22 protein-coding genes, 1 pseudogene and 1 riboswitch are annotated in these 21,747 nt (G+C 69.6%); of the genes and pseudogenes, 11 read left to right on the top strand and 12 right to left on the bottom strand.

The window, feature by feature from the left end:
• Positions 1-5 precede the first annotated feature (5 nt).
• The 8 genes and pseudogenes from SSP24_RS25385 (at position 6) to SSP24_RS25350 (ending at position 7,726) form a co-directional block, all read left to right on the top strand.
• Positions 6-770: a GntR family transcriptional regulator gene (locus SSP24_RS25385; protein ID WP_141312013.1), complete on the top strand. Its 765-nt coding sequence runs from the start codon at positions 6-8 to the stop codon at positions 768-770.
• A gap of 93 nt (positions 771-863) precedes the next feature.
• Positions 864-1,261: pseudogene (locus tag SSP24_RS25380) on the top strand (carbon starvation CstA family protein); the annotation flags it as partial.
• A 26-nt stretch (positions 1,262-1,287) separates the two neighbouring features.
• Positions 1,288-1,434, top strand: a complete 147-nt coding sequence (locus SSP24_RS25375; protein WP_141312056.1) for a YbdD/YjiX family protein — start codon at positions 1,288-1,290, stop codon at positions 1,432-1,434.
• 112 nt (positions 1,435-1,546) lie between these two features.
• On the top strand, positions 1,547-1,810 hold the full coding sequence (locus SSP24_RS25370; RefSeq protein WP_141312012.1) for a DUF3311 domain-containing protein: 264 nt from the start codon (positions 1,547-1,549) through the stop codon (positions 1,808-1,810).
• Positions 1,807-3,417, top strand: a complete 1,611-nt coding sequence (mctP, locus tag SSP24_RS25365) for a monocarboxylate uptake permease MctP (protein ID WP_141312011.1) — start codon at positions 1,807-1,809, stop codon at positions 3,415-3,417. Before SSP24_RS25370 ends, mctP begins: the two co-directional genes overlap by 4 nt.
• A 120-nt stretch (positions 3,418-3,537) precedes the next feature.
• Entirely contained in the window at positions 3,538-4,044 is a 507-nt protein-coding gene (locus tag SSP24_RS25360; protein ID WP_141312010.1) for a GNAT family N-acetyltransferase, read from the top strand.
• A gap of 53 nt (positions 4,045-4,097) precedes the next feature.
• Positions 4,098-4,234: riboswitch (cobalamin riboswitch) on the top strand.
• Between the two features lie 124 nt (positions 4,235-4,358).
• A complete protein-coding gene (locus tag SSP24_RS25355) occupies positions 4,359-6,713 on the top strand; it encodes a ribonucleoside-diphosphate reductase subunit alpha (protein WP_141312009.1) in 2,355 nt (784 codons plus the stop codon).
• Entirely contained in the window at positions 6,713-7,726 is a 1,014-nt protein-coding gene (locus SSP24_RS25350; RefSeq protein ID WP_141312008.1) for a ribonucleotide-diphosphate reductase subunit beta, read from the top strand. The genes SSP24_RS25355 and SSP24_RS25350 overlap by 1 nt, the downstream gene beginning before the upstream one ends.
• Here the strand turns inward: SSP24_RS25350 and SSP24_RS25345 are convergent.
• On the bottom strand, positions 7,639-7,881 hold the full coding sequence (locus tag SSP24_RS25345) for a hypothetical protein (protein WP_141312007.1): 243 nt from the start codon (positions 7,879-7,881) through the stop codon (positions 7,639-7,641). The two genes, SSP24_RS25350 and SSP24_RS25345, sit on opposite strands and share 88 nt — an antisense overlap.
• A gap of 93 nt (positions 7,882-7,974) precedes the next feature.
• Here SSP24_RS25345 and SSP24_RS25340 point away from each other — a divergent pair, with 93 nt between their 5' ends.
• The gene (locus SSP24_RS25340) at positions 7,975-8,937 is read left to right on the top strand and encodes a GlxA family transcriptional regulator (protein WP_141312006.1); all 963 of its coding nucleotides are present in this window, start codon (positions 7,975-7,977) and stop codon (positions 8,935-8,937) included.
• Positions 8,938-8,940: 3 nt separating this feature from the next.
• On the opposite strand, the gene SSP24_RS25335 is transcribed toward SSP24_RS25340, so the two are convergent.
• From SSP24_RS25335 to SSP24_RS25285, 11 genes are all read right to left on the bottom strand, one after another.
• Positions 8,941-10,317: a bifunctional albaflavenone monooxygenase/terpene synthase gene (locus SSP24_RS25335; protein ID WP_141312005.1), complete on the bottom strand. Its 1,377-nt coding sequence runs from the start codon at positions 10,315-10,317 to the stop codon at positions 8,941-8,943.
• The gene (gene cyc1 / locus SSP24_RS25330) at positions 10,314-11,399 is read right to left on the bottom strand and encodes an epi-isozizaene synthase (protein WP_141312004.1); all 1,086 of its coding nucleotides are present in this window, start codon (positions 11,397-11,399) and stop codon (positions 10,314-10,316) included. The genes SSP24_RS25335 and cyc1 overlap by 4 nt, the downstream gene beginning before the upstream one ends.
• Before the next feature lie 278 nt (positions 11,400-11,677).
• Positions 11,678-12,328, bottom strand: a complete 651-nt coding sequence (gene def, locus SSP24_RS25325; protein ID WP_141312003.1) for a peptide deformylase — start codon at positions 12,326-12,328, stop codon at positions 11,678-11,680.
• Between the two features lie 62 nt (positions 12,329-12,390).
• Positions 12,391-13,371 carry a tetratricopeptide repeat protein gene (locus SSP24_RS25320; RefSeq protein ID WP_141312002.1) on the bottom strand — a complete coding sequence of 327 codons (981 nt, stop codon included), beginning with the start codon at positions 13,369-13,371 and terminating at the stop codon, positions 12,391-12,393.
• A 105-nt stretch (positions 13,372-13,476) separates the two neighbouring features.
• Complete coding sequence (locus tag SSP24_RS25315; protein WP_141312001.1) at positions 13,477-14,715, bottom strand: HD-GYP domain-containing protein; 1,239 nt, start codon at positions 14,713-14,715, stop codon at positions 13,477-13,479.
• A complete protein-coding gene (locus SSP24_RS25310; protein WP_229865182.1) occupies positions 14,712-15,935 on the bottom strand; it encodes an HD-GYP domain-containing protein in 1,224 nt (407 codons plus the stop codon). The genes SSP24_RS25315 and SSP24_RS25310 overlap by 4 nt, the downstream gene beginning before the upstream one ends.
• Positions 15,936-16,068: 133 nt before the next feature.
• Positions 16,069-16,371, bottom strand: a complete 303-nt coding sequence (gene rsrA, locus SSP24_RS25305) for a mycothiol system anti-sigma-R factor (RefSeq protein ID WP_141311999.1) — start codon at positions 16,369-16,371, stop codon at positions 16,069-16,071.
• The gene (gene sigR, locus SSP24_RS25300) at positions 16,368-17,051 is read right to left on the bottom strand and encodes an RNA polymerase sigma factor SigR (protein WP_189986292.1); all 684 of its coding nucleotides are present in this window, start codon (positions 17,049-17,051) and stop codon (positions 16,368-16,370) included. Before sigR ends, rsrA begins: the two co-directional genes overlap by 4 nt.
• 256 nt (positions 17,052-17,307) lie before the next feature.
• Positions 17,308-17,934: an alpha/beta hydrolase family protein gene (locus SSP24_RS25295; protein WP_141311998.1), complete on the bottom strand. Its 627-nt coding sequence runs from the start codon at positions 17,932-17,934 to the stop codon at positions 17,308-17,310.
• 1 nt (position 17,935) lies between these two features.
• Positions 17,936-18,751: an SOS response-associated peptidase gene (locus tag SSP24_RS25290; RefSeq protein ID WP_141311997.1), complete on the bottom strand. Its 816-nt coding sequence runs from the start codon at positions 18,749-18,751 to the stop codon at positions 17,936-17,938.
• Positions 18,752-18,823: 72 nt separating this feature from the next.
• The gene (locus tag SSP24_RS25285; RefSeq protein WP_141311996.1) at positions 18,824-19,429 is read right to left on the bottom strand and encodes a DUF3558 family protein; all 606 of its coding nucleotides are present in this window, start codon (positions 19,427-19,429) and stop codon (positions 18,824-18,826) included.
• 193 nt (positions 19,430-19,622) lie between these two features.
• Between SSP24_RS25285 and SSP24_RS25280 the strand changes: the two genes are divergently transcribed.
• Both SSP24_RS25280 and aroA read left to right on the top strand, forming a co-directional pair.
• Positions 19,623-20,336: a M50 family metallopeptidase gene (locus SSP24_RS25280; RefSeq protein WP_141311995.1), complete on the top strand. Its 714-nt coding sequence runs from the start codon at positions 19,623-19,625 to the stop codon at positions 20,334-20,336.
• A gap of 86 nt (positions 20,337-20,422) precedes the next feature.
• Entirely contained in the window at positions 20,423-21,739 is a 1,317-nt protein-coding gene (gene aroA / locus SSP24_RS25275) for a 3-phosphoshikimate 1-carboxyvinyltransferase (protein ID WP_141311994.1), read from the top strand.
• Positions 21,740-21,747: the final 8 nt, after the last annotated feature.

Genomic DNA, 21,747 nt, shown 5'->3' with positions numbered 1-21,747 from the left:
GGAGCATGAGCACTGAGGTCAGCAGTGCGGAGAACGAGAACGGGACGGCCGTCCGTACCGCGCGCGTGCCCAAGTACTACCGCCTGAAGAAGCATCTGCTCGACATGACGGAGACGTTGCCGCCCGGCACACCGGTCCCGCCCGAGCGCACGCTGGCCGCGGAGTTCGACACCTCGCGCACCACCGTCCGCCAGGCCCTGCAGGAGCTGGTGGTCGAGGGGCGGCTGGAGCGGATCCAGGGCAAGGGCACGTTCGTCGCGAAGCCGAAGGTCTCGCAGGCGCTGCAGCTCACCTCGTACACCGAGGACATGCGCGCCCAGGGCCTGGAACCCACCTCGCAGCTGCTGGACATCGGCTACATCACGGCCGACGACCGGCTCGCCGAGCTGCTCGACATCACCGCCGGCGGCCGCGTCCTGCGCATCGAGCGGCTGCGCATGGCCAACGGTGAGCCGATGGCCATAGAGACCACCCACCTGAGCGCCAAGCGCTTCCCGGCCCTGCGCAGGTCGCTCGTCAAGTACACGTCCCTCTACACCGCCCTCGCCGAGGTGTACGACGTCCACCTCGCGGAGGCCGAGGAGACCATCGAGACCTCACTGGCCACCCCCAGGGAGGCCGGACTCCTCGGCACCGACGTCGGCCTGCCGATGCTGATGCTGTCCCGGCACTCCCTGGACCGCGACGGCAAGCCGGTGGAATGGGTGCGCTCGGTGTACCGCGGCGACCGCTACAAGTTCGTCGCACGGCTGAAGCGGCCCGAGGCATAAAGCCCGAGGCATCACCCCGCCTCGGTGTAGCGCAGGTCACATCACCCGCCTTACGGTCTTCCCGTCATCGCATACGACGGCCAGCGCGATCGTCTGCGGAACCAGCTGCTGGCGGCCGTCGCCCTCGCCGTCTGCACCACCCTCCTGGTGAAGTCCGGCCGCCTCAAGTGGGCGTGGATCACCGGCGTTCCGCTCGCCTGGGACGCCGTCGTCACACTGACCGCCAGCTGGCAGAAGGTCTTCTCATGCACACCGTCGTCACCAACTCCACGGTGGACGGCGTCCTGTCCGCCGTCCTCGCCCTGCTGATCGTCGTCGTGCTGGTGGACGCGGCCCGGATCTGCGTCCGGCACCTGCGACGGCCCGCGCTGACCACGCTCAGCGAGGTGCCGTACGTCGAGTCGAAGCTCGTGGCACCGGCCGGGCTCTTCCCTACACCGCAGGAGAAGGAGGAGGCGCGCCATGCCGTCACCGCTGACACGCGTGCTTAGGGGCGTCGCGCTGGTACGTCCGTGAGCTGACCGACGAGTCGGCGTACGACCGCTATGTCGCGCATGTTCGCAAGGACCACCCGGAGGCGGAGGTGCCGTCCCGGCGAGAGTTCGAGCGAATGCGGACAGACCGGCAGGAAAAGGACCCGCGGCAGGGTTTCCGCTGCTGCTGAGATACCGGGCTGAGATACCGATATGTGAACAAGGGCTTCCGGTGGCGGGACACCGTGACCTAGATTGCCTGCGCATTACACCAGGTGATCAGTGAGGGGACGGAGCCGTCACATGTCAGATGCCCCAGATGTGAACAGAGGGCCGGTGGTGACGCCCGTGCGCGTCGTCGTCGCCCTCTGCCTGATAGCGCCCTTCGTGGCCATGCTCTGGGTGAGCTCGTACGCGAAGGCGGAGCCGACGTTCATCGGCATCCCGTTCTTCTACTGGTACCAGATGGCCTGGGTCGTGATCTCCACCGCGCTCACCATGATCGCCTACCGGCTGTGGCAGCGCGACCAGCGTGCCCGTAAGGCGCAGGGGGGTGCGGGAGCATGAACGACGGCGTGAACGGCGTCGCGCTCGCCGTCTTCATCCTCTTCTTCGTCGCCGTCACGGTGATGGGCTTCCTCGCCGCGCGCTGGCGCAAGGCGGAGAACGAGCACAGCCTCGACGAGTGGGGCCTGGGCGGCCGGTCGTTCGGCACCTGGATCACCTGGTTCCTGCTCGGCGGCGACCTCTACACGGCGTACACCTTCGTCGCCGTACCGGCGGCGATCTACGCGGCGGGCGCGGCGGGCTTCTTCGCGGTGCCGTACACGATCCTCATCTACCCGCTGATGTTCGTCTTCCTGCCGCGGCTGTGGTCGGTCTCCCACAAGCACGGGTACGTCACCACCTCGGACTTCGTCCGCGGCCGCTTCGGCTCGAAGGGTCTGTCCCTGGCGGTGGCGGTCACCGGCATCCTCGCCACGATGCCGTACATCGCGCTCCAACTGGTCGGCATCCAGGCCGTGCTGGACGTGATGGGCATCGGCGGCGGTGAGGACACCAACTGGTTCATCAAGGACCTTCCGCTGCTCATCGCCTTCGGTGTGCTGGCCGCGTACACGTACTCGTCGGGTCTGCGGGCGCCGGCCCTGATCGCATTCGTGAAGGACACTCTGATCTACATCGTCATCGCCGTCGCGATCATCTACATCCCGATCAAGCTGGGCGGCTTCGACGACATCTTCAGCGCGGCGAGCGAGAAGTACACGGCGGCGGGTGCCGGCGGACTAGTACCGACCGCCGCCTCGCAGTGGACGTACGCCACGCTGGCGCTGGGCTCGGCGCTCGCGCTGTTCATGTACCCGCACAGCGTGACGGCTGTGCTGTCCAGCCGCAGCCGGGACGTGATCCGCCGCAACTCCACGATCCTGCCGCTGTACTCGCTGATGCTGGGCATGCTGGGCCTGCTCGGCTTCATGGCCATCGCGGCCGGTATCAAGGTGGAGAACGGCCAGCTGGCCATCCCGCAGCTGTTCGAGAACATGTTCCCGGACTGGTTCACGGGCATCGCGTTCGCGGCGATCGGCATCGGCGCGCTGGTCCCGGCGGCCATCATGTCGATTGCGGCGGCGAACCTCTTCACCCGCAACATCTACAAGGACTTCATCAAGCCGGACGCCACGCCCGCTCAGGAGACCAAGGTCTCCAAGCTGGTGTCCCTGCTGGTGAAGGTCGGTGCGCTGGTCTTCGTCCTCGGCATGGACAAGACGGTCGCGATCAACTTCCAGCTCCTCGGCGGCATCTGGATCCTCCAGACCATGCCCGCCCTGGTCGGCGGCCTGTTCACCCGCTGGTTCCACCGCTGGGCGCTGCTGGCCGGCTGGGCGGTCGGCATGATCTACGGCACGGTCGCGGCGTACGGCGTCGCCTCGCCGACACAGAAGCACTTCGGCGGCTCGTCGGCGGAGATCCCCGGCATCGGCGAGATCGGCTACATCGGCCTGACGGCGTTCATCCTGAACCTGGTGGTGACGGTGGTCCTCACCTTCGTCCTGAAGGCGGCGAAGGCCCCCGAGGGCGTGGACGAAACCAAGCCCTCGGACTACACGGCAGACGCAGGCGACCCCGGCGTACAGGTGGAACTCCCCCCGGCGACTGCGGGGTCCAGCCACTAAGGAACGCGAGAACAACGCCCCAAAGGGGCGCGGGGAACTGCGCGCTCAACCCCACACAACCCGCAGCGGGCCGCCAACACCAAGCACCACGGCGGCCCGCTGTCGTACACACTCACCCCCATGGACATAGCCATCCGCCCCGCCCACCCCACCGACTACCAAACCCTCGGCGACATCACGGCCCAGGCCTACCTCCAGGACGGCCTCCTCGACTTCGGCGAGAGCGACGAATACCTCGACGAACTCCGCAACGTCGCCAAACGAGCCGCCGCAGCCGAGGTCCTGGTGGCCGCACAGAGCGACCGGATCCTCGGCGGCGTGACCTTCGTCCCGTCCGGCGGCCCCATGGCCGACATAGCGCGCCCCGGAGAGGCGGAGATCCGCATGCTCGCCGTCGCCCACGAGGCCCGCGGCCGAGGTATCGGCGAAGCCCTCGTTCGCGCCTGCATCGACCGCGCACGCACCACGCCCCGCTGCACGCGCATCGTCCTGTCGACCCAGCGCACCATGCACTCGGCCCACCGCATCTACGAACGCCTGGGCTTCACCCGCACACCGGACCGCGACTGGAACCCGATCCCCCACCTCGACGACATCACGCTAATCACCTACGAGTTGACGCTCTGAAGTCATCGGCGACACAACATATGGGGGTGGCTTCCGCACCCGGCACAAGATGTATGCTCATGCTCGCTGTCGCCGCAGGGGAATCCGGTGCGAATCCGGAACTGTCCCGCAACGGTGTACTCGTACACGTATGCCCGCATGTCGTGGTACGAGAGTCAGTCCGAGGACCTGCCGACAGTGCGCCCGGCCAACCGGTCCGGGTGCCCTGACGTCCGGGCCTCGTGGAATGGGCCGGTGGACGCGACGCCGCGTGCGCTCGTGTGCTGCCCCCTGCCCTCCGCAAGGCCCCCGTGCCGAGCGAGGGAGAGCCCCACGTGACCATCGCGCCAGCCGAACCGGCCTCAGCGACCCCCGAGTCCGACGGCCCCGGAACCGCGTTGTTGCGGACCCTGACCGAGCTGACCGCCGACCTCCCCGACGCCGACCCCGGCCGGGTCGCCGCCGCCGCGCTGCGCGGCCGCTCCGCCCGAGCGGACGAGGCGGAGCTGCGCGAGCTGGCCACGGAGGCCGCCGCCGGTCTCATCTCCGAGGACCCCGCCTACTCCCGGCTGGCCGCCCGGCTGCTGACCATCTCCATCGCCGCCGAGGCCGCCTCACAAGGCGTCACGTCCTTCACCGAGTCCGTCGCGGTGGGGCACCGGGAAGGGCTCATCGCCGACCGTACGGCCGACTTCGTACGCCTGCACGCCGACCGCCTGAACGCCCTGATCGATCCGGAAGCCGACGACCGCTTCGGCTACTTCGGCCTGCGCACCCTGCACAGCCGCTATCTGCTCCGGCACCCGATCACCCGGAGGGTCATCGAGACGCCCCAGCACTTCATGCTGCGCGTCGCCGCCGGTCTCGCCGAGGACGACACCCCCCGGTCGGTCGATGAAGTCGCCGCGCTCTACGGGCTCATGAGCCGCCTCGACTACCTCCCCTCCTCCCCCACCCTCTTCAACTCCGGCACCCGGCACCCCCAGATGTCGTCCTGCTACCTGCTGGACTCCCCCAAGGACGAGCTGGACTCCATCTACGACCGCTACCACCAGGTGGCCCGTCTCTCGAAGCACGCGGGCGGCATCGGCATCGCGTACTCCCGCATCCGTTCCCGCGGCTCCCTGATCCGCGGCACCAACGGCCACTCCAACGGCATCGTGCCGTTCCTGAAGACGCTGGACGCCTCGGTCGCCGCCGTGAACCAGGGCGGCCGGCGCAAGGGCGCGGCGGCGGTCTACCTGGAGACCTGGCACTCCGACATCGAGGAGTTCCTGGAGCTGCGGGACAACACCGGTGAGGACGCCCGCCGTACGCACAACCTCAACCTGGCGCACTGGATCCCGGACGAGTTCATGCGCCGGGTGAACGCGGACGCGCGGTGGTCGCTGTTCTCGCCTTCGGACGTGCCCGAGCTGGTCGACCTGTGGGGCGAGGAGTTCGACGCGGCGTACCGGGCGGCCGAACGAAAAGGCCTCGCCAAGAAGACCCTCCCCGCCCGCGAGCTGTACGGCCGGATGATGCGCACCCTCGCGCAGACCGGCAACGGCTGGATGACCTTCAAGGACGCCGCCAACCGGACCGCCAACCAGACCGCCGAGCCGGGCCAGGTGATCCACTCCTCGAACCTCTGCACGGAGATCCTGGAGGTCACGAGCGACGGGGAGACGGCGGTCTGCAACCTGGGGTCGGTGAACCTGGGTGCCTTTGTCGATACGGCGACTCAGAGCATCGACTGGGAGCGCCTGGACGCCACCGTCCGCACCGCCGTCACCTTCCTCGACCGCGTGGTCGACATCAACTTCTACCCGACCGAGCAGGCGGGCCGCTCCAACGCCCGCTGGCGCCCCGTCGGCCTCGGCGCGATGGGTCTGCAGGACGTCTTCTTCAATCTGCGGCTGCCCTTCGACTCGCCCGAGGCTCACAAGCTCTCCACCCGCATCGCCGAGCGCATCATGCTCGCCGCGTACGAGGCGTCCGCCGACCTCGCCGAGCGCAACGGGCCGTTGCCCGCGTGGGACAAGACCCGTACCGCGCGGGGCGTGTTGCACCCGGACCATTTCGACGTCGAGCTGACCTGGCCGGAGCGCTGGGCGGCGCTGCGCGAGCGGATCGCCTCCGTCGGCATGCGCAACTCGCTGCTGCTGGCGATCGCGCCCACCGCGACCATCGCCTCGATCGCCGGTGTCTACGAGTGCATCGAGCCGCAGGTGTCGAACCTCTTCAAGCGCGAGACCCTGTCCGGCGAGTTCCTCCAGGTCAACTCCTACCTGGTGCAGGACCTGAAGGCGCTCGGCGTCTGGGACGCCCGCACCCGTGAGGCGCTGCGCGAGGCGAACGGTTCGGTGCAGGACTTCGCCTGGATCCCCGAGGACGTACGACGGCTGTACCGCACGGCGTGGGAGATCCCGCAGCGCGGCCTCATCGACATGGCGGCCGCCCGGACCCCGTTCCTCGACCAGGCCCAGTCGCTGAATCTCTTCCTGGAGACGCCGACCATCGGCAAGCTCTCCTCGATGTACGCGTATGCCTGGAAGTCGGGCCTGAAGACGACGTACTACCTGCGCTCCCGCCCGGCGACCCGCATCGCCCGCGCCGCCCGAGCAACTGTCCCCGTGCAGCAGACGGCACCTGAAGACGCCGTCGCCTGCTCCCTTGAGAACCCCGAGTCCTGCGAGGCCTGCCAGTAATGCCCAGCAACAACCAGAACCTTCTCGACCCCGGCTTCGAGCTCACCCTCCGCCCGATGCGCTACCCCGACTTCTACGAGCGCTACCGGGACGCCATCAAGAACACCTGGACCGTCGAGGAGGTCGACCTCCACTCGGACGTCGCCGACCTCGCGAAGCTCACGCCGGGTGAGCAGCATCTGATCGGCCGTCTGGTCGCGTTCTTCGCGACGGGGGACTCGATCGTCGCGAACAACCTGGTGCTGACGCTGTACAAGCACATCAACTCCCCCGAGGCGCGGCTGTATCTCTCCAGGCAGCTCTTCGAGGAGGCGGTCCACGTCCAGTTCTACTTGACCCTGCTGGACACCTACCTCCCCGACCCGGACGACCGGGCGGCGGCCTTCGACGCCGTCGAGAACATCCCCTCCATCCGCGAGAAGGCCGAGTTCTGCTTCAAGTGGATCAACGAGGTGGAGAAGCTGGAGCGCCTGCAGACCAAGGCCGACCGGCGCCGCTTCCTGCTCAACCTGATCTGCTTCGCCGCGTGCATCGAGGGCCTGTTCTTCTACGGCGCCTTCGCGTACGTCTACTGGTTCCGCAGCCGGGGTCTGCTGCACGGCCTCGCGACCGGCACCAACTGGGTGTTCCGCGACGAGACCATGCACATGAGCTTCGCGTTCGACGTGGTCGACACCGTCCGCAAGGAGGAGCCGGAGCTCTTCGACGACCAGCTCCAGCAGCAGGTCACCGACATGCTGAGGGAGGCCGTCGAGGCCGAGCTGCAGTTCGCGCGCGACCTGTGCGGTGACGGCCTCCCGGGTATGAACACCGACTCGATGCGGCAGTACCTGGAGTGTGTCGCCGATCAGCGCCTGACGCGCCTCGGCTTTGCCCCGGTGTACGGCTCCGAGAACCCCTTCTCCTTCATGGAGCTCCAGGGGGTTCAGGAGCTGACCAACTTCTTCGAGCGGCGTCCTTCGGCGTACCAGGTCGCCGTGGAGGGCACGGTCGACCTGGACGAGGACTTCTGATCCTCCTTTTCCTTGGCGTGGTCCTGGGCCTCCCTGATCTCTCGGTCGACGCGGCGCTCGTGCGCCATGCCGATCAGTGCGGGGAGGAACATGATCACGAAGAGTCCGGCGACGGCCAGCATTCCGATGAGTGCTTCGATCTGGTTCGCGTTCATGGACACCACTGTCGCGCTTGATGCTCCTTACCAACAGTGGCAGGACTGTCGTGGACCCTCGATTTACTGCCACCGCCGAGGCACACTGGGGGCATGCTTCAGAACGTGGCGGCCGTCCTCGTCGACGGTGTGAACCCCTTTGAGCTGGGTGTGATCTGTGAGGTCTTCGGCATCGACCGGAGCGACGACGGGCTGCCGGTGTACGACTTCGCGGTCGCCTCGGCGGAAGGGCCGGTGCTGCGGTCGAACGCCGGCTTCTCCATGCAGGTCGAGCACGGGCTGGAGCGCCTGGAGAGCGCCGACCTGATCGCCGTACCGGCGGGCTCGTCCTACGACTCGCGGACGTTTCCGCCCGAGCTGCTCGACGCCCTGCGCCGGGGCGTCGAGCGGGGTGCGCGGGTGCTCAGCGTGTGCTCCGGGGTCTTCGTGCTGGGCGCCGCGGGGCTGCTGGACGGACGGCGGTGCGCGGTCCACTGGCGGCACGCCGAGGAGCTGGGACGGCAGTATCCGCGGGCCGTCGTCGAGCCGGACGTGCTGTACGTCGACGAGGACCCGGTGATCACGTCGGCCGGTACGGCAGCGGGCATCGACGCCGCCCTGCACATCGTGCGCAAGGAGCAGGGGCCGGAGGTCGCCAACAAGATCGCACGGCGGATGGTGGTGCCCCCGCACCGCGACGGCGGTCAGGCGCAGTTCATCGAGCGGCCACTGCCCCGCTCCGAGTGCGACACGGTCGCCGAGGTGCTGGTGTGGATGGAACGCAACCTCGACCAGGAGGTGACGGTCGAGCAGCTCGCCGCCCGCGCCATGATGTCCCCGCGCACCTTCGCCCGCCGCTTCCAGCAGGAGACGGGAACCACTCCGTACCGCTGGATCCTGCGCCAACGCGTGCTGCTGGCCCAGCGGTTGCTGGAAGCGACGGACGAGACGGTGGACGCGATCGCCGGTCGAACGGGGTTCGGCAACGCGGCCGCGCTGCGCCATCAGTTCGTGCGGGCGCTGGGGACCACCCCCAACGCCTACCGGCGCACGTTCAGGGGCCCGGAGGCCGCCTGACCGTCACCGGGGCACCGGCGTGAGCAGCAGCCGGTGCGGACGCAGCGTGATGCCCACCCGGGTCGCGTCGTTCGATCCGGGCACCTGCTCGAAGCGGTACTTCGTCGCCACCGCCGCCGTGATGAGCGTCAGCTGGGCCATCGAGAAGTGGTCGCTCGGGCACTTGCGATTACCCACGCTGAACGGACTCATGGCATATTTCGGCACGTCCTTGACGCGTTCCGGAAGCCACCGGTCGGGGTCGAACTCCAGGTTGTCCGCATACGATCGCGGATCGCGCTGTATCGCGTACGGACTGTAGATGATGTCCGCCCCGGCCGGAATGCGATAGCCGCCGAGTTCCGTGTCGGTGACCGCCCGCCGGGTCAGTATCCATACGGCGGGGCGCAAACGCATCGCCTCCACGACGACATTGTTCGTGTGCGTGAGGTTGCGGACGTCCGCGAATCCGACGGGCCGGCCACCGGTCACGGATTCAACTTCGTCCCGGATCCGGTCCGCGTGTTCCGGATGCTCGGCGAGCACCTGGAGCAGCCACATGATCGTGGAGGCCACGGTTTCGCTCCCCGGGGTGAGTATCGCGACCACCTGGTCGTGGATCTCCTGTTCCCCGATGGGCTCGCCATTCTCGTCCTTCGCGGACAGCAATGCCGTCAGCAAATCGTCCGGCTTTTGACCGGATGCCCTCCGCTCGGCCACGATCTCGTCGACGAGGAGATGCAAATCGGCCAGCGCCCGGTTGAATTCCCGGTTGGCGGGCAGCGGCAGCCGGTACAGCGGCCCGAGCGGGATCACCATCCGCTGGTACATACCGCGGAACACGGTGGCGAGGGCGAGGCACAGCCGCTCGGCGCGCTCGTCCATGTACTCGCCGCGCAGCAGACAGCGGGCCGCGATGCGCACGGCCACCCGGAAGGACTCGGAGGTGCAGTCGATGGTCTCGCCGGGCTGCCAGCGGGTGGTGAGGCCGTGCGCCTCCTCCTCCATGATCGGCCCGTAGGCGGGGATCGCGTCGAGCCGGAACGCGGGCTGGATGGTGCGGCGTTGGCGCCGGTGACGGGGCCCGTTGGCGGTGGCCACGCCCTCCTTGCCGAGCAGGCCCTCCAGGGACTCCCACAGCGGGCCGTCGATCTTGTAGTCGGGGCTCAGCGCCAGGGCGCCGGTGAGCGCCGGGGTGGTGACGGCGTACACCGTCTTGGGGCCGAGCCGCAGCCGGACCACGTCACCGTGGTCGCGCAGCTGGGCCATGAAGGCCAGCGGATCGCGCGCCAGCTTTAAGCCGTGGCCGAGGAGCGGGACACCACCGCCCGCGAGGGGCGGTTCACGCAGTTCCGCAGCCGGGCGCACTTCGGCTTCGGGCTTGACTGACTCGACGGTCATTTCTCACCTGCCGTTTCGTTGTTGACGTACGGGGGCGTGGACCGGTCGTCCCAGCTGTCGACCATGTAGCGGCCGGACTCGTGGTGGAACCAGTAGACGGAACTGAACCAGTTCCGCATATTCCCGAGGCAGGCGCGTACGGCAGCACCCAGTTCCTTTCCGCGAACGGTGCCGTCGTCGAGGGCGTCCGCAAAGCGTAAGCCCTCCCGTTCGGCGACGAGGAATTCCGCTATGCATTCCTCGACGCGCCGCCGCACTTCGACGACTGCCTCTTCGAGAGTCAGTCCCTCATGGGTGATGAGACTGATTCCGAGATTGTGCACCTCCTCGCCCGCGATTTCCTTGGGCAGGGAACAGAGGTCGTTGTACCAGGCGGCGAATTCCTGACTCAGCAGCGCCGCCTTCCGATAGACCGGGTGCTTTCGCACGGCGTCCGGGAGTTCCTGCCCGGCGCTCGGCTCCAGCAGATCGGTCCATATCCAGTGCGCGAACGTGAGCCGGCGCAGCGCCAGGTATTCCTCGACCGTCGGGACAATTCCCTCGGTACGGTTGTGGAATTCCCTGTCGTACGCCTCGATCACCGCGTGGAAATGCCGGGCGAACCGCTCGTTCCAGGTACGGGGCAGGAACGAGTACAGCCGCAGCACACTGTCCGCGAACCCCGCGACCAGCGGATCCGCGTGGTGCTGGTGATCCTGGGGGGAATCGAGCGCCTCGTGCAGCCGGGCCCGCAGTCGGCGCCAGGCCACGGGGCGGTGGTGGACGATGTCGCGGTCGTGCCGGTCGTCCCAGACGAAGAACCACGCGCTGTAGTCCGCTATCGCCTGCAGGACGTCATCGGGGGCGCCAATGTAGTACCCCGCCATGAGATCGGTGTAGCACAGGCCGTCGGCATATTCCTCAACCTTGTCCGCCGGCATGAGCCGCTTTTCCAGGAGCCATGTACGGGTCTTCTCCTGGAGCCTGGGCCAATACGGGTGCAATTGCCTGGGAAACGCCGCCTCGATCACCGGGAGAGACAGCGAAGGTGGGATCGCGACCGCGGTTGCGGTCGCTGTGGTGCTGTGTGGGAAAGCAGGCACGAACAAACCCCTCTCAGCCGCCAGTTGCGCACACCCTGCCGCTGTGCCGGGCGTGCGCCGTTGCGTATCCCGCACATCCCATTCAGCACCACAACTGACCGTTCTGGGAACGGATTTGCTTCATTCACTACCCCACAGTGCCGAGATTCTCCCGCCTCATGACTGGTTCTGGATCACTCGCGGCACACATCCGATCGAACGTGCGACGGACAGACGAACGGCGCCTGGTCGGGCTGAGCAGCCTGATCAGACGCCGTACGCGGGGGACGGGTGAGGTGTCAGTCGTTCGCGACCACGGGGTAGCGGGGCTCGTTCTCGGCCATCTGCCGCAGCGCGTCCTTGCGTTCCCGCTTGGAGAGCCGGTCGATGTAGAGGTAGCCGTAGAGGTGGTCGGTCTCGTGCTGCAAACACCGAGCGAAGTAACCGGTGCCCCGCACCTTGATCGGGTTGCCCCGCTCGTCCTGCCCGGTCACCTCCGCGTAGTCCGGGCGGGCCAGCGGCATGTACGCCGTCGGCACCGACAGACAGCCCTCGTTGCTGTCGTCCAACCGGCGCTTTTCGGCGGGCAGTTCGACGAGCTTGGGGTTGCAGACCACGCCGACGTGCCGGACGCCCTCGTCGTCCGGGCAGTCGTAGACGAACACCTTCAGGTCGACGCCGATCTGGTTGGCGGCCAGGCCCACGCCCTCGGCGGTGCGCTGGCTGGCGAACATGTCCGCGACCAGCTGCTGGAACTCCTCGCCGAAGTCGGTGACGTCCTTGCACTCCTTGTGCAGCACCGGGTTCCCGACCACGGTGATCGGCCGCGAGGTGCCCCGCTCACGCCAGGCCGCCTCGCGCTCCTCGCACTCCTCGGTGTCGATGACGAAGCCATCGTCGTCCACGGGGAGCACGCCCGCGTGCTGCTGATCGGTGTCCTGCTGCGCCATGACCGACGTACGCCTTCCTGGGAAAACTGGGGTGTGATGCTGATACAGGGTACGGCGGCCGGTCAGCAGACCTCTTCCAGATCCCGCCAGTCCCTCGAATCGGGTGAGTCCGCGACCCACCCGTCCAACAACCCCCGAACCAGTGAAGCCGGCGCAGCCACCCCGCACTCCCGCTCCGGCACCCACAGCTGCCCGTCGGTCCGATGCCCCAGCGGCCCCGGATGCCCGGGCTCGCTGTGGTCGTGCGGGTCCAGATGCTCCCCGTCGCCCTCGTCGGCCGGCATCCGTGACTCGGAGCACAGCCGGCACAGCAGCCGCACGGACGACGACCAGTCCTCCGCGGCGAACCCGGCGTCGGCGGCGAGCTGCTCCAGCGCGTCCCGGTCGGCCTCGGTGGCTGCCTCGAGGAGGACCACCCAGGTGGGCACGGGCGAGGGCGCCCACAGCTCGATCTCGTCGAACACGGGATACGAGTGCCCGGCAGCCGTGGTCCGCTCCCCGTGCGGCACCCCGTCGTGCAGGACGACCTCGCCCCAGCGCCGCCCCGACGACGGCAGCGGGATGGACAGCACCTCGATCCGCGCCGGATCCAGCCGCCGCCCCCACACGACCTCGGCCTCACCCTCGGGCGACAGCCGTACGGCCGCGCTGCCCAGGTCCATACCGGTGGGCTCGCCGGAGTCCGTGGCGCCGCCGGGCACGTGCAGTCCGTAGGCCTGCCAGGCGCGGCGGGCCAGCGGCCAGTCCTGCAGGGCGGTGGCGGCGATGCCGACGTTCCACCAGTCGGGTGCGCCGGTCTCCCGGTCGAGCAGGGCGACGGCCCGCAGACCGGCCGCGCGGGCCTGCTCCCAGTCGTGCCGGAACTTGTGCAGCAGGGCGAGGTTGAACCAGGACTCCGACAGCCAGGGCTCCAGGTCGGCGGCCCGCGTCAGCAGCGCGCCCGCGTCCTCGTACCGGCCGTCCCCGATGAGCGTGAACGCCCGGTCGGTGGCCTGCCGCCAGGAGGCGGAGGGCCGGTGCCGTCCCTTGCCGAAGATCCTCACGATTCCCGCCTGCCAGTTCCGTTCAGTGGGCTGGCCTGTGCCCCCGGACACCCTCTCCTTCGCATCCAACCACGTGCGGCTGGAAGGGCGCTCATTACCCATGGGTTACCCAGCCGAGGGCAGGGTCAGACCCTCCCTCGACAGCACCCGGGCCAGCGCCTCGACGACTTCGGGAGCGTAGTCCCCCGCGGTCCCCAGCCGCAGCTCCTCCAGCGCGGTCAGCGGCCCGCCGGGGCCCGCGTCGCGCACTTTCTCGTCGTAGGCGTTCACCGCCCGCACGATCCGCGCGGCCGGTGGCTGCTCGGGGTACGGATCGGCCTGCCGCTCCACCACCACGGCGACCTCGGCGTCCACCCCGGTCTGCCGTACGACCGCCCCGCCCAGCAGCGCGATCCGCCGCTGCTCGGCGCCGGGCAGCCCGGCCGTGGCCCCGGCCGGCACCGGGTCGACCAGGCTCAGCTGCCCGATGTCGTGCATCAGCGCCGCGTACTCCAGCACGGTGAGCTCCGGCTCGCTCAGCCCCAGGTCCCGCCCGACGGCCCGGCTCAGCGCGGCGACCCGGCGAGCGTGCCCGGCCGGGGTGTACCCCGCGATCTCGGTGGCCCGGGCCAGGGAGGCGATGGTCTGCCGGTACGTCGTCCGCACGGCGGCGTAGCGGCGCAGGGACACCTGAGTGAGCAGCAGCGGCAGACAGAACACGGGCAGCGCCCACAGCCCGACGACCGCGACACCCAGCGCCATCACAGCCCCGGTCGCACCCACGGCCGACCCGATCCCCGGCATGCCCCGCAGCTCGTCCCGCAGCAGCGGCCCGAACGGCCACCCGGTGCGGGAGTGCGCCAGCGCGGCGGCGAGCACGGCGTCGCACAGCGCGGTGAGGGCGAGCAGCGCGATGAGCAGCAGGGCGTAGGCGGGTCCGCTCCAGTCCGCGAATGTGCCGTGGTTGTACAGCGGTTGAAAGCACACGGCGGCGAACCCGACGGTGAGCACCCGCCGCGCCAGATGGTCGAAGACGCCTCCACGCCCCCGCGCGATGTGCGGCACACACCCGACGAGCGAGGCGGCGAGCACGACGCTGATCACCTGGGCGACTCCGTGGGTGGTGGCCCGCCCGGCGTCCTCCCCGAGCAGGGCGTACGACAACGCCCCGGCGGCCCCGAGCGGCGCGGCCTCCCTGACCTGCGGTCCGTGCCAGCGGGTGAGTTCACCGAGGGCGACGAGCGCACCGAAGGCGAGCGCGATGCCGCGTTGCTCGACGCCGGTCCAGAGGGTGGCGCCGAGGGAGAAAAGGGCGAGGAGGGCGGCGGAGCCGTGGATCAGAGGGAGAGCTCGACCGCGTTTCAACGGTGCGCTCCTGCCCGACCGGAAACAGGTGCGGGTGAGGGAACGCGACGGGACGGCACGCCGTCAGCGGTGACAACGGGGTCCCACCCGGACCGTCGTACCACCCGCACCAGCGCAGCCACCATCACCGGATCGAACTGCCGCCCCGCACACCGCTCCAGTTCCTCCAACGCGACAGCGACAGGCCGAGCCCTGCTGTAGGACCGGGTGGACGTCATCGCGTCGAACGCATCGGCAACGGCGACCACCCGCGCGGACTCGGGAATCTGACTCCCGACGAGCCCGTACGGATACCCGCTCCCGTCCAGCCGCTCGTGATGATGCAGTACGGCGGCCCGGGCCTCGCCCAGAAACGAGATGCCCCGCACCATCTCGTGCCCGTACTCCGGGTGCAGCTCGATCACCCGCCGCTCCTCGGGCGTCAGCGGCCCGTCCTTGCGCAGCAGCCGTGTGGGCACGCCCAGCTTGCCCACGTCGTGCAGGATCCCGGCGAACCGCAGTACCTCGACCCGCTCGTCGTCCATGCCCAGCTCGCGCGCGATCATCATCGATGCCTGCCCGACCCGTTCGCTGTGCCCGCGGGTGTACTCGTCCTTGATGTCGACGGCCTGCACCAGCGCCCGGATGGTCGCCTGGTGGGCGCCCCGCTCCCGGTGGTACTGCGCGAACGCCCACCAGGACACGCCCATCGGCAGCAGCACGAGCAGCGCGGCCAGGGGGCCGTACGGGCTGCGCCACAGTACGGCCATCATCAGTCCGGCGAGCCCGTGCACGCCGACCGGCGCCAGCGACCTCAGCAGCAGGCCTCGCCAGGCCCGCCGTACCGGCACGCGTTCGGCGACGACGAGAATCCCCCCGTCGAGCACCGTCAGCACCGCGCAGAACGCCAGCACCGCACCCGCCGCCGGGCCGAGCGCGTACGGAACGTCGGACGCCTCCACGGCGTCCCGCCCGCCCAGCGCCCGGAACACCCGCCCGGCCGCCCACACGGCCACCACCAGCTCGGCGGCCCGCCAGACCCGTCGTAGCCAGGCGGGGCGCTGCTCGACGGGCGACAGCAGCGCACCCGGCAGCGCGACCAGCGCGGCGGCGGGCGCCGGCAGCAGGAACACCGCGGCGAGCAGGACGGGGTAGAAGGTGCCGGGAAACCTCCTGCGGGCGAGCCACTCCCCGCCGGCGTACAGGACGGCGAGCAGCGTCATCGCCGGAACCGCCTCCATGAACGACGCCCTCCCCCGGTCCATGCCTGTTTCAGGCTCCGGAGCCTAGGGCGGTACGGAGGGAACGCGGGCCGACGGACGGCCGATTAACGCATTCGGGTGACAGGCACCGGGTGCGTTGAAGTGCGCGGAGTCAGGACTCCTGCGCCGTGGCCGTCACGTCGTGCTCGGGCACGGCCTGCCCGGAGCGGATCAGGTCGATCCGCCCCATCACCTTGGCCCGCAGGTCGGTGGGCACGTCGTCATGCCCGCAGCACCGCTTGACCAGCTTCTTCACGGCCTGCTCCAGGCCGTACTTCTCCAGGCACGGCGAGCATTCCTCGAAGTGGTGCTGGAACTTCTCGCGATCGACGTCCGGCATCTCACTGTCGAGGAACTCGTACAGGTGGTCGAGGACCTCACTGCAGTCCGTCTCGTGCGGCTCTCCGCAGCTCATGAGCCCGAGCCTTTCGCTTCGTTCGACTCTCCGGCGCCGGCCGGGACCAGCCCGCGCTCACGGGCGTAGTCCTCGAGCATGCCGCGCAGCTGACGGCGGCCCCGGTGCAGCCGGGACATCACCGTACCGATGGGTGTCCCCATGATGTCCGCGATCTCCTTGTACGCAAAGCCCTCTACGTCCGCGAGATAGACGGCGATGCGGAATTCCTCGGGGATCGCCTGCAGCGCTTCCTTCACGTCCGAGTCGGGCAGGTGGTCGAGCGCCTGCGACTCGGCGGAGCGCAGGCCCGTCGACATGTGCGACTCGGCGCGGGCGAGCTGCCAGTCCTCGATCTCCTCGGCCGCACTGCGCTGGGGCTCGCGCTGCTTCTTGCGGTACGAGTTGATGAACGTGTTGGTGAGGATCCGATACAGCCACGCCTTGAGGTTTGTGCCCTCGCGGAACTGGTGGAAGGACGCGTACGCCTTGGCGTACGTCTCCTGCACCAGGTCCTCGGCATCGGCCGGGTTGCGTGTCATGCGCAGCGCGGCCGAGTACATCTGGTCGAGGAATTCGAGCGCGTCCCGTTCGAAGCGCGCACTGCGCTCCGCGGTCGTCTCCGCGCTGTTGCCCTGGCCCTCGGGCAGCTCCGCCTGGCCGTTGTCGGTCCCTGCGTCGGTACCGGTGACCGGACCCACCTCCTCAGCGATCTGGGCAGGACCGAAGCCGATCCCACCAGAATCGGAGGATAGACGACGATCCGCACCCGCCGCCGCCCGAACAGGGGCGGTCTTGGCCGCGTGCAGCACCGTCCAGTCCAGGTCAGTACGGCTGCTGCGGGCCGGGCAGAAGGTCGAACCCATGCGGCGGACTTCCTCTCCTACGACGTCGGTGCTGGTCATCAGCACTTCTGTCCGCCTCAACAGTGGTCGGGGCCGGAGCATTCCCGAATCTTTACTCCAGTGACCCGGTCCACTTCACCACCGCGTCCGTGATGATCGCGACAGCCTGATCCTGACCGATCTCCGCCCGTTTCGGCACAGCGAAGCCATGATCGCCGTACGGCACCTCGACCAGCTCGTACTCCCCCGCGGGGAACTCCTGGGGCTTTCCCCAGGGGTCGTTCCCGCCCTGCACGACGAGGGTGGGCACCCCCGCTCCGAGCAGTTCCTCGGCACGTGACTTCTCCGGCTTGCCGGGCGGGTGGAGCGGGAAGGCCAGGGCGAGAACGGCCGCGGCGCCGAGCTCCGTCGCCGTACGGCAGGCCACCCGGGCACCCGCGCTGCGGCCGCCGGAGATCACCGGCAGCCCCGGCTCGGACACCGCGGCCCAGATGCCGCGCCAGCCCACGTCCAGCGTCTTCGGCGCGGGCGCCATCTTCTTGCCGGCCACCCGCCAGGGCTGCTCGACCCGCGCCACGGTCACGCCATGTCCGGGCAGCACCTCGGCCAGCGCCGTCAGGTCCCGCGCCTCGATGCCGCCGCCCGCGCCATGACTGACGGCCAGGACGAACTTGGGTCGCTTCGCCCGGTGCCAGGTGATGCGCGCGGCCCCGGCCTCGGTCTCGATGATCTCGCTCACATCAAAAGAGTGTGCCCTCCACCGGTCCCTCCAGCTCCTTCAGCAGCTCCGGGCCGTTGTTGCGGACGTTGGAGACGGCGGTGGTCACCGGGTAGGCGCGCATCAGGCCGGGCGGGGGCGGGGCGAGCAGCTCGCGCAGATCGTCGGGGTCGGTGCGGGACGGGTCGAGCCAGGCGTCCCAGCGGTCGGGGGTGAGCATCAGCGGCATCCGGGGGTGGATGTCGGCGAGCGCGTACGGGCCCTCGGCGGGGGCCACCGCCAGCGGGCTGCTCTCGGCCTCGGTGGTGATCACCGAGCAGGTGACCCACCAGGCCTGGGGGTGGTCGTCGGGCAGGGTCCGGTCGCGCCAGAACTCGTACAGCCCGGCCATCGCGAAGACGGACCCGTCGGCGGGCAGCACGAAGTACGGCTGCTTGCGCGGCCGCTTCTTCTTGCCCTCGACCTCCAGGTCCCGCTCCTGCTTGCCGGTGACCCACTCGTAGTAGCCGTCGGCGGGCACGATGCAGCGCCGGGCGGCGAAGGCGCGGCGGAAGGCGGGCTTCTCGTGGACGCTCTCGGCGCGGGCGTTGATCATCCGGGCGCCGCCCTCGGGCGTCTTGGCCCAGGACGGGACGAGCCCCCACTTGAGCTTGCGCAGCTGCCGAACGGGGCGCGGGTCGGCCACGTCTTTCAGAGGCCGGTCGAGGACGGCGTAGACCTCCTTGGTGGGAGCGACGTTGTAGTCGGGCTCCAGGGTCTCCTCCGGCTCCCACTTCTCGATCTCGAAGATCCCTGCGAGATCCTCGGGCCTACGACTCGCCGCATACCGTCCGCACATATCTGACCGCCCCTCCAACCTGCGAGACCGCTGGATCATGCCGCCTCACACGTCCAAGAGTGGCAGACCTCGTCATCGGATGTGGGTCAGGGCAGCGGCGGCGACCGACGCGCCCGCGGGGCATGTTCCGTCCTGCGACACCCCGCGGTCCGGAATGGTCGTGGTGCCGATCAAGCGGTTGACATCGTCCACCGCGACGAAGATGAAGCAGATCCGTTGAAATTCGGACTGGATGGCCTTGTGCTGCCCCACCGGCACCTGCGAGACGCGTCCGTTCTTGGTCATGGTCTTCGCGTAGGACAGCGGCAGATCCAGTGCGAGGCTGACGTACTGGCCGCCCAGCTTCCACGCGCACTGCGCCCCGTGCTTGCCGGACGACTGTTCCCCCGGGCCGCTGATTCCGAGGGCGGCGCGGTCGCGCTCGTCGAGGGCGAGGCACGGCCGCGCCGCGAGCTGCTTCTGGGTGTACTTGATCGGCTGCGCCGGTGCGGAGGTGGGGGCCGAGGCGGAGGCGGAGGCGGAGGACGAGGGTGTTGGACTGGGGGACGACTGCCGCGGCGCGGGCTGCTCGCTCGAACACCCGGCGCTGAGCAGGCTCACGGCAGCGGCGAGCACAAGTCCGGCTTTGCGGCGGGAGCGCCCGCCCCGGGGACGCTGATCACGGTCGAGTCGCGGCATGTCGGCACGGTAGTGGCGCCGCGCCGGGACCGGTCCCGCATGACCCGCCTCCCGGATCACTCCCCGACTCCAACGCTGTGACCTGCACGTTTGCCGCCAGGAACGATCGCTGCCACGTCGGCGTCTCAGATACCGTCCGCACGTACGTGCCACACTGCCAGACCCCGCCGATCAGAGGGAGCGCCGCCGGAACATGGACAGCACTACAGCCACCTCCCTCTGGGACGAGCTCGTCGGCACCCAGCCCGACCCCGACCTGTGGGTCGTATTCGCCACCCTGGCCGCCGCCCTCGCCGTGATCGTCCCGCACGGGCTGTGGCGCGTCGCCCGCAACGCCATCACCATCGCCCACGAAGGCGGCCACGGCCTGATCGCGCTGCTCACCGGCCGCACCCTGACCGGCATACGCCTGCACTCCGACACCAGCGGCCTCACGGTCAGCCGGGGCAAGCCCTACGGCATCGGCATGATCCTCACCGCGGCCGCCGGATACACCGCTCCCCCACTGCTGGGCCTCGGCGGCGCCGCGCTGCTCGCCACCGGGCACATCACCCTGCTGCTGTGGGTGGCGACCGCCCTGCTGCTCGCGATGCTGGTGATGATCCGCAACGCCTACGGCGTCCTGACCGTCTTCCTGACCGGCGGCGCGTTCGTCCTGGTCTCCTGGCTTGCCGGGCCCCAGGTGCAGGCGGTGTTCGCGTACGTGGTGGTGTGGTTCCTGCTGCTCGGCGGGGTGCGCCCGGCGTTCGAACTCCAGTCGAAGCGGCGCCGGGGCGGCGCGGGCGACTCGGACGCGGACCAGTTGTCGCGGCTGACGAACGTACCGGCGGGGCTGTGGCTGTTCCTCTTCCACGTGGTGTCGCTGAGCTCCCTGATCGGCGGCGGGCGCTGGCTCCTGGAGGTGTGAGCCGCTCGCGGTGGCGCGCCGGTGACTGCCCGACCAGCCACAACGCACTCGTACCCGAACCACCGCCGCCTACTAGAGTGGGGCCCATGGCGCAGAACCCCGCAGACACCGCCCTCTGGCCCGCCCCGCACGCGAGCGGAGCCGTCGACGCGACGGTCCATGTGCCCGGATCCAAGTCGGTGACCAACCGTGCCCTGGTGCTCGCCGCCCTCGCCTCGGAGCCGGGCTGGCTGCGCCGCCCGCTGCGCTCCCGCGACACGCTGCTGATGGCCGGTGCCCTGCGGGAGATGGGCGTCGGTATCGAGGAGGGCGTGGGCCCGGACGGCACCGGCGAGGCGTGGCGCGTGCTCCCCGCGGGGCTGCGCGGCCCGGCCACGGTCGACGTCGGCAACGCCGGCACGGTGATGCGCTTCCTGCCGCCGGTCGCCGCGCTCGCCGACGGTCCCATCCGCTTCGACGGCGACCCGAGGTCGTACGAGCGTCCCCTGAACGGCGTGATCGACGCGCTGCGCGTGCTCGGTGCCCGGATCGACGACGACGGCCGTGGCGCGCTGCCGCTGACCGTGCACGGCGGGGGCGCGCTGGACGGCGGTCCGGTCGAGATCGACGCCTCGTCGTCGTCCCAGTTCGTCAGCGCCCTGCTGCTGTCCGGCCCGCGCTTCAACCAGGGCGTGGAGGTCCGCCACATCGGCTCCACGCTGCCGTCCATGCCGCACATCCGGATGACCGTCGACATGCTGCGCGCGGTCGGCGCCCAGGTCGACACCCCCGAGTCGGGCGGCGAGCGCAACGTCTGGCGGGTCACGCCCGGTGCCCTGCTCGGCCGGGACCTGACGATCGAGCCGGACCTGTCGAACGCCCAGCCGTTCCTGGCGGCGGCCCTGGTCACCGGCGGCAAGGTGCTGATCCCGGACTGGCCGTCCCGCACCACCCAGCCCGGCGACCGGCTGCGCGAGATCTTCACCGAAATGGGCGGTTCCTGCGAACTGACCGACTACGGCCTGGTGTTCACCGGCTCGGGCACGATCCACGGCATCGATGTCGACCTCGGCGACGTCGGCGAACTGACCCCCGGCATCGCGGCGGTCGCCGCCCTCGCCGACTCCCCCTCCACACTGCGCGGGGTGGCGCATCTGCGGCTGCACGAGACCGACCGCCTGGCCGCGCTCACCAAGGAGATCAACGAACTCGGCGGTGACGTCATCGAGACCGCCGACGGTCTGCACATCCGCCCGCGCCCCCTGCACGGCGGGATCTTCCACACGTACGAGGACCATCGCATGGCCACCGCCGGCGCGATCATCGGCCTCGCGGTGGAGGGCGTACAGATCGAGAACGTGGCGACGACGGCGAAGACCCTGCCGGACTTCCCCGAACTGTGGACCGGGATGCTCGGGGCGTAGGGGACACG

It is taken from the genome of Streptomyces spinoverrucosus (assembly GCF_006539505.1).
In the GTDB taxonomy this organism is placed as follows: Bacteria; Actinomycetota; Actinomycetes; order Streptomycetales; family Streptomycetaceae; genus Streptomyces; species Streptomyces spinoverrucosus.
The sequence above is the reverse complement of the archived record's forward strand: the minus strand, read 5'-3'. Positions and strand labels throughout refer to the sequence as shown.

Excerpts from the sequence above, each read along its gene's own strand:
- SSP24_RS25280 (WP_141311995.1), top strand. The coding sequence starts at position 19,623 with ATGGACAGCACTACAGCCACCTCCCTCTGGGACGAGCTCGTCGGCACC.
- aroA (WP_141311994.1), top strand. The coding sequence starts at position 20,423 with ATGGCGCAGAACCCCGCAGACACCGCCCTCTGGCCCGCCCCGCACGCG.
- SSP24_RS25370 (WP_141312012.1), top strand. The coding sequence starts at position 1,547 with ATGTCAGATGCCCCAGATGTGAACAGAGGGCCGGTGGTGACGCCCGTG.
- SSP24_RS25345 (WP_141312007.1), bottom strand. The coding sequence starts at position 7,881 with ATGAACGCGAACCAGATCGAAGCACTCATCGGAATGCTGGCCGTCGCC.
- SSP24_RS25310 (WP_229865182.1), bottom strand. The coding sequence starts at position 15,935 with ATGGAGGCGGTTCCGGCGATGACGCTGCTCGCCGTCCTGTACGCCGGC.
- def (WP_141312003.1), bottom strand. The coding sequence starts at position 12,328 with ATGGCGCAGCAGGACACCGATCAGCAGCACGCGGGCGTGCTCCCCGTG.
- SSP24_RS25360 (WP_141312010.1), top strand. The coding sequence starts at position 3,538 with ATGGACATAGCCATCCGCCCCGCCCACCCCACCGACTACCAAACCCTC.
- SSP24_RS25385 (WP_141312013.1), top strand. The coding sequence starts at position 6 with ATGAGCACTGAGGTCAGCAGTGCGGAGAACGAGAACGGGACGGCCGTC.
- mctP (WP_141312011.1), top strand. The coding sequence starts at position 1,807 with ATGAACGACGGCGTGAACGGCGTCGCGCTCGCCGTCTTCATCCTCTTC.
- SSP24_RS25285 (WP_141311996.1), bottom strand. The coding sequence starts at position 19,429 with ATGCCGCGACTCGACCGTGATCAGCGTCCCCGGGGCGGGCGCTCCCGC.
- SSP24_RS25335 (WP_141312005.1), bottom strand. The coding sequence starts at position 10,317 with ATGACCGTCGAGTCAGTCAAGCCCGAAGCCGAAGTGCGCCCGGCTGCG.
- SSP24_RS25290 (WP_141311997.1), bottom strand. The coding sequence starts at position 18,751 with ATGTGCGGACGGTATGCGGCGAGTCGTAGGCCCGAGGATCTCGCAGGG.
- rsrA (WP_141311999.1), bottom strand. The coding sequence starts at position 16,371 with ATGAGCTGCGGAGAGCCGCACGAGACGGACTGCAGTGAGGTCCTCGAC.
- SSP24_RS25350 (WP_141312008.1), top strand. The coding sequence starts at position 6,713 with ATGCCCAGCAACAACCAGAACCTTCTCGACCCCGGCTTCGAGCTCACC.
- SSP24_RS25340 (WP_141312006.1), top strand. The coding sequence starts at position 7,975 with ATGCTTCAGAACGTGGCGGCCGTCCTCGTCGACGGTGTGAACCCCTTT.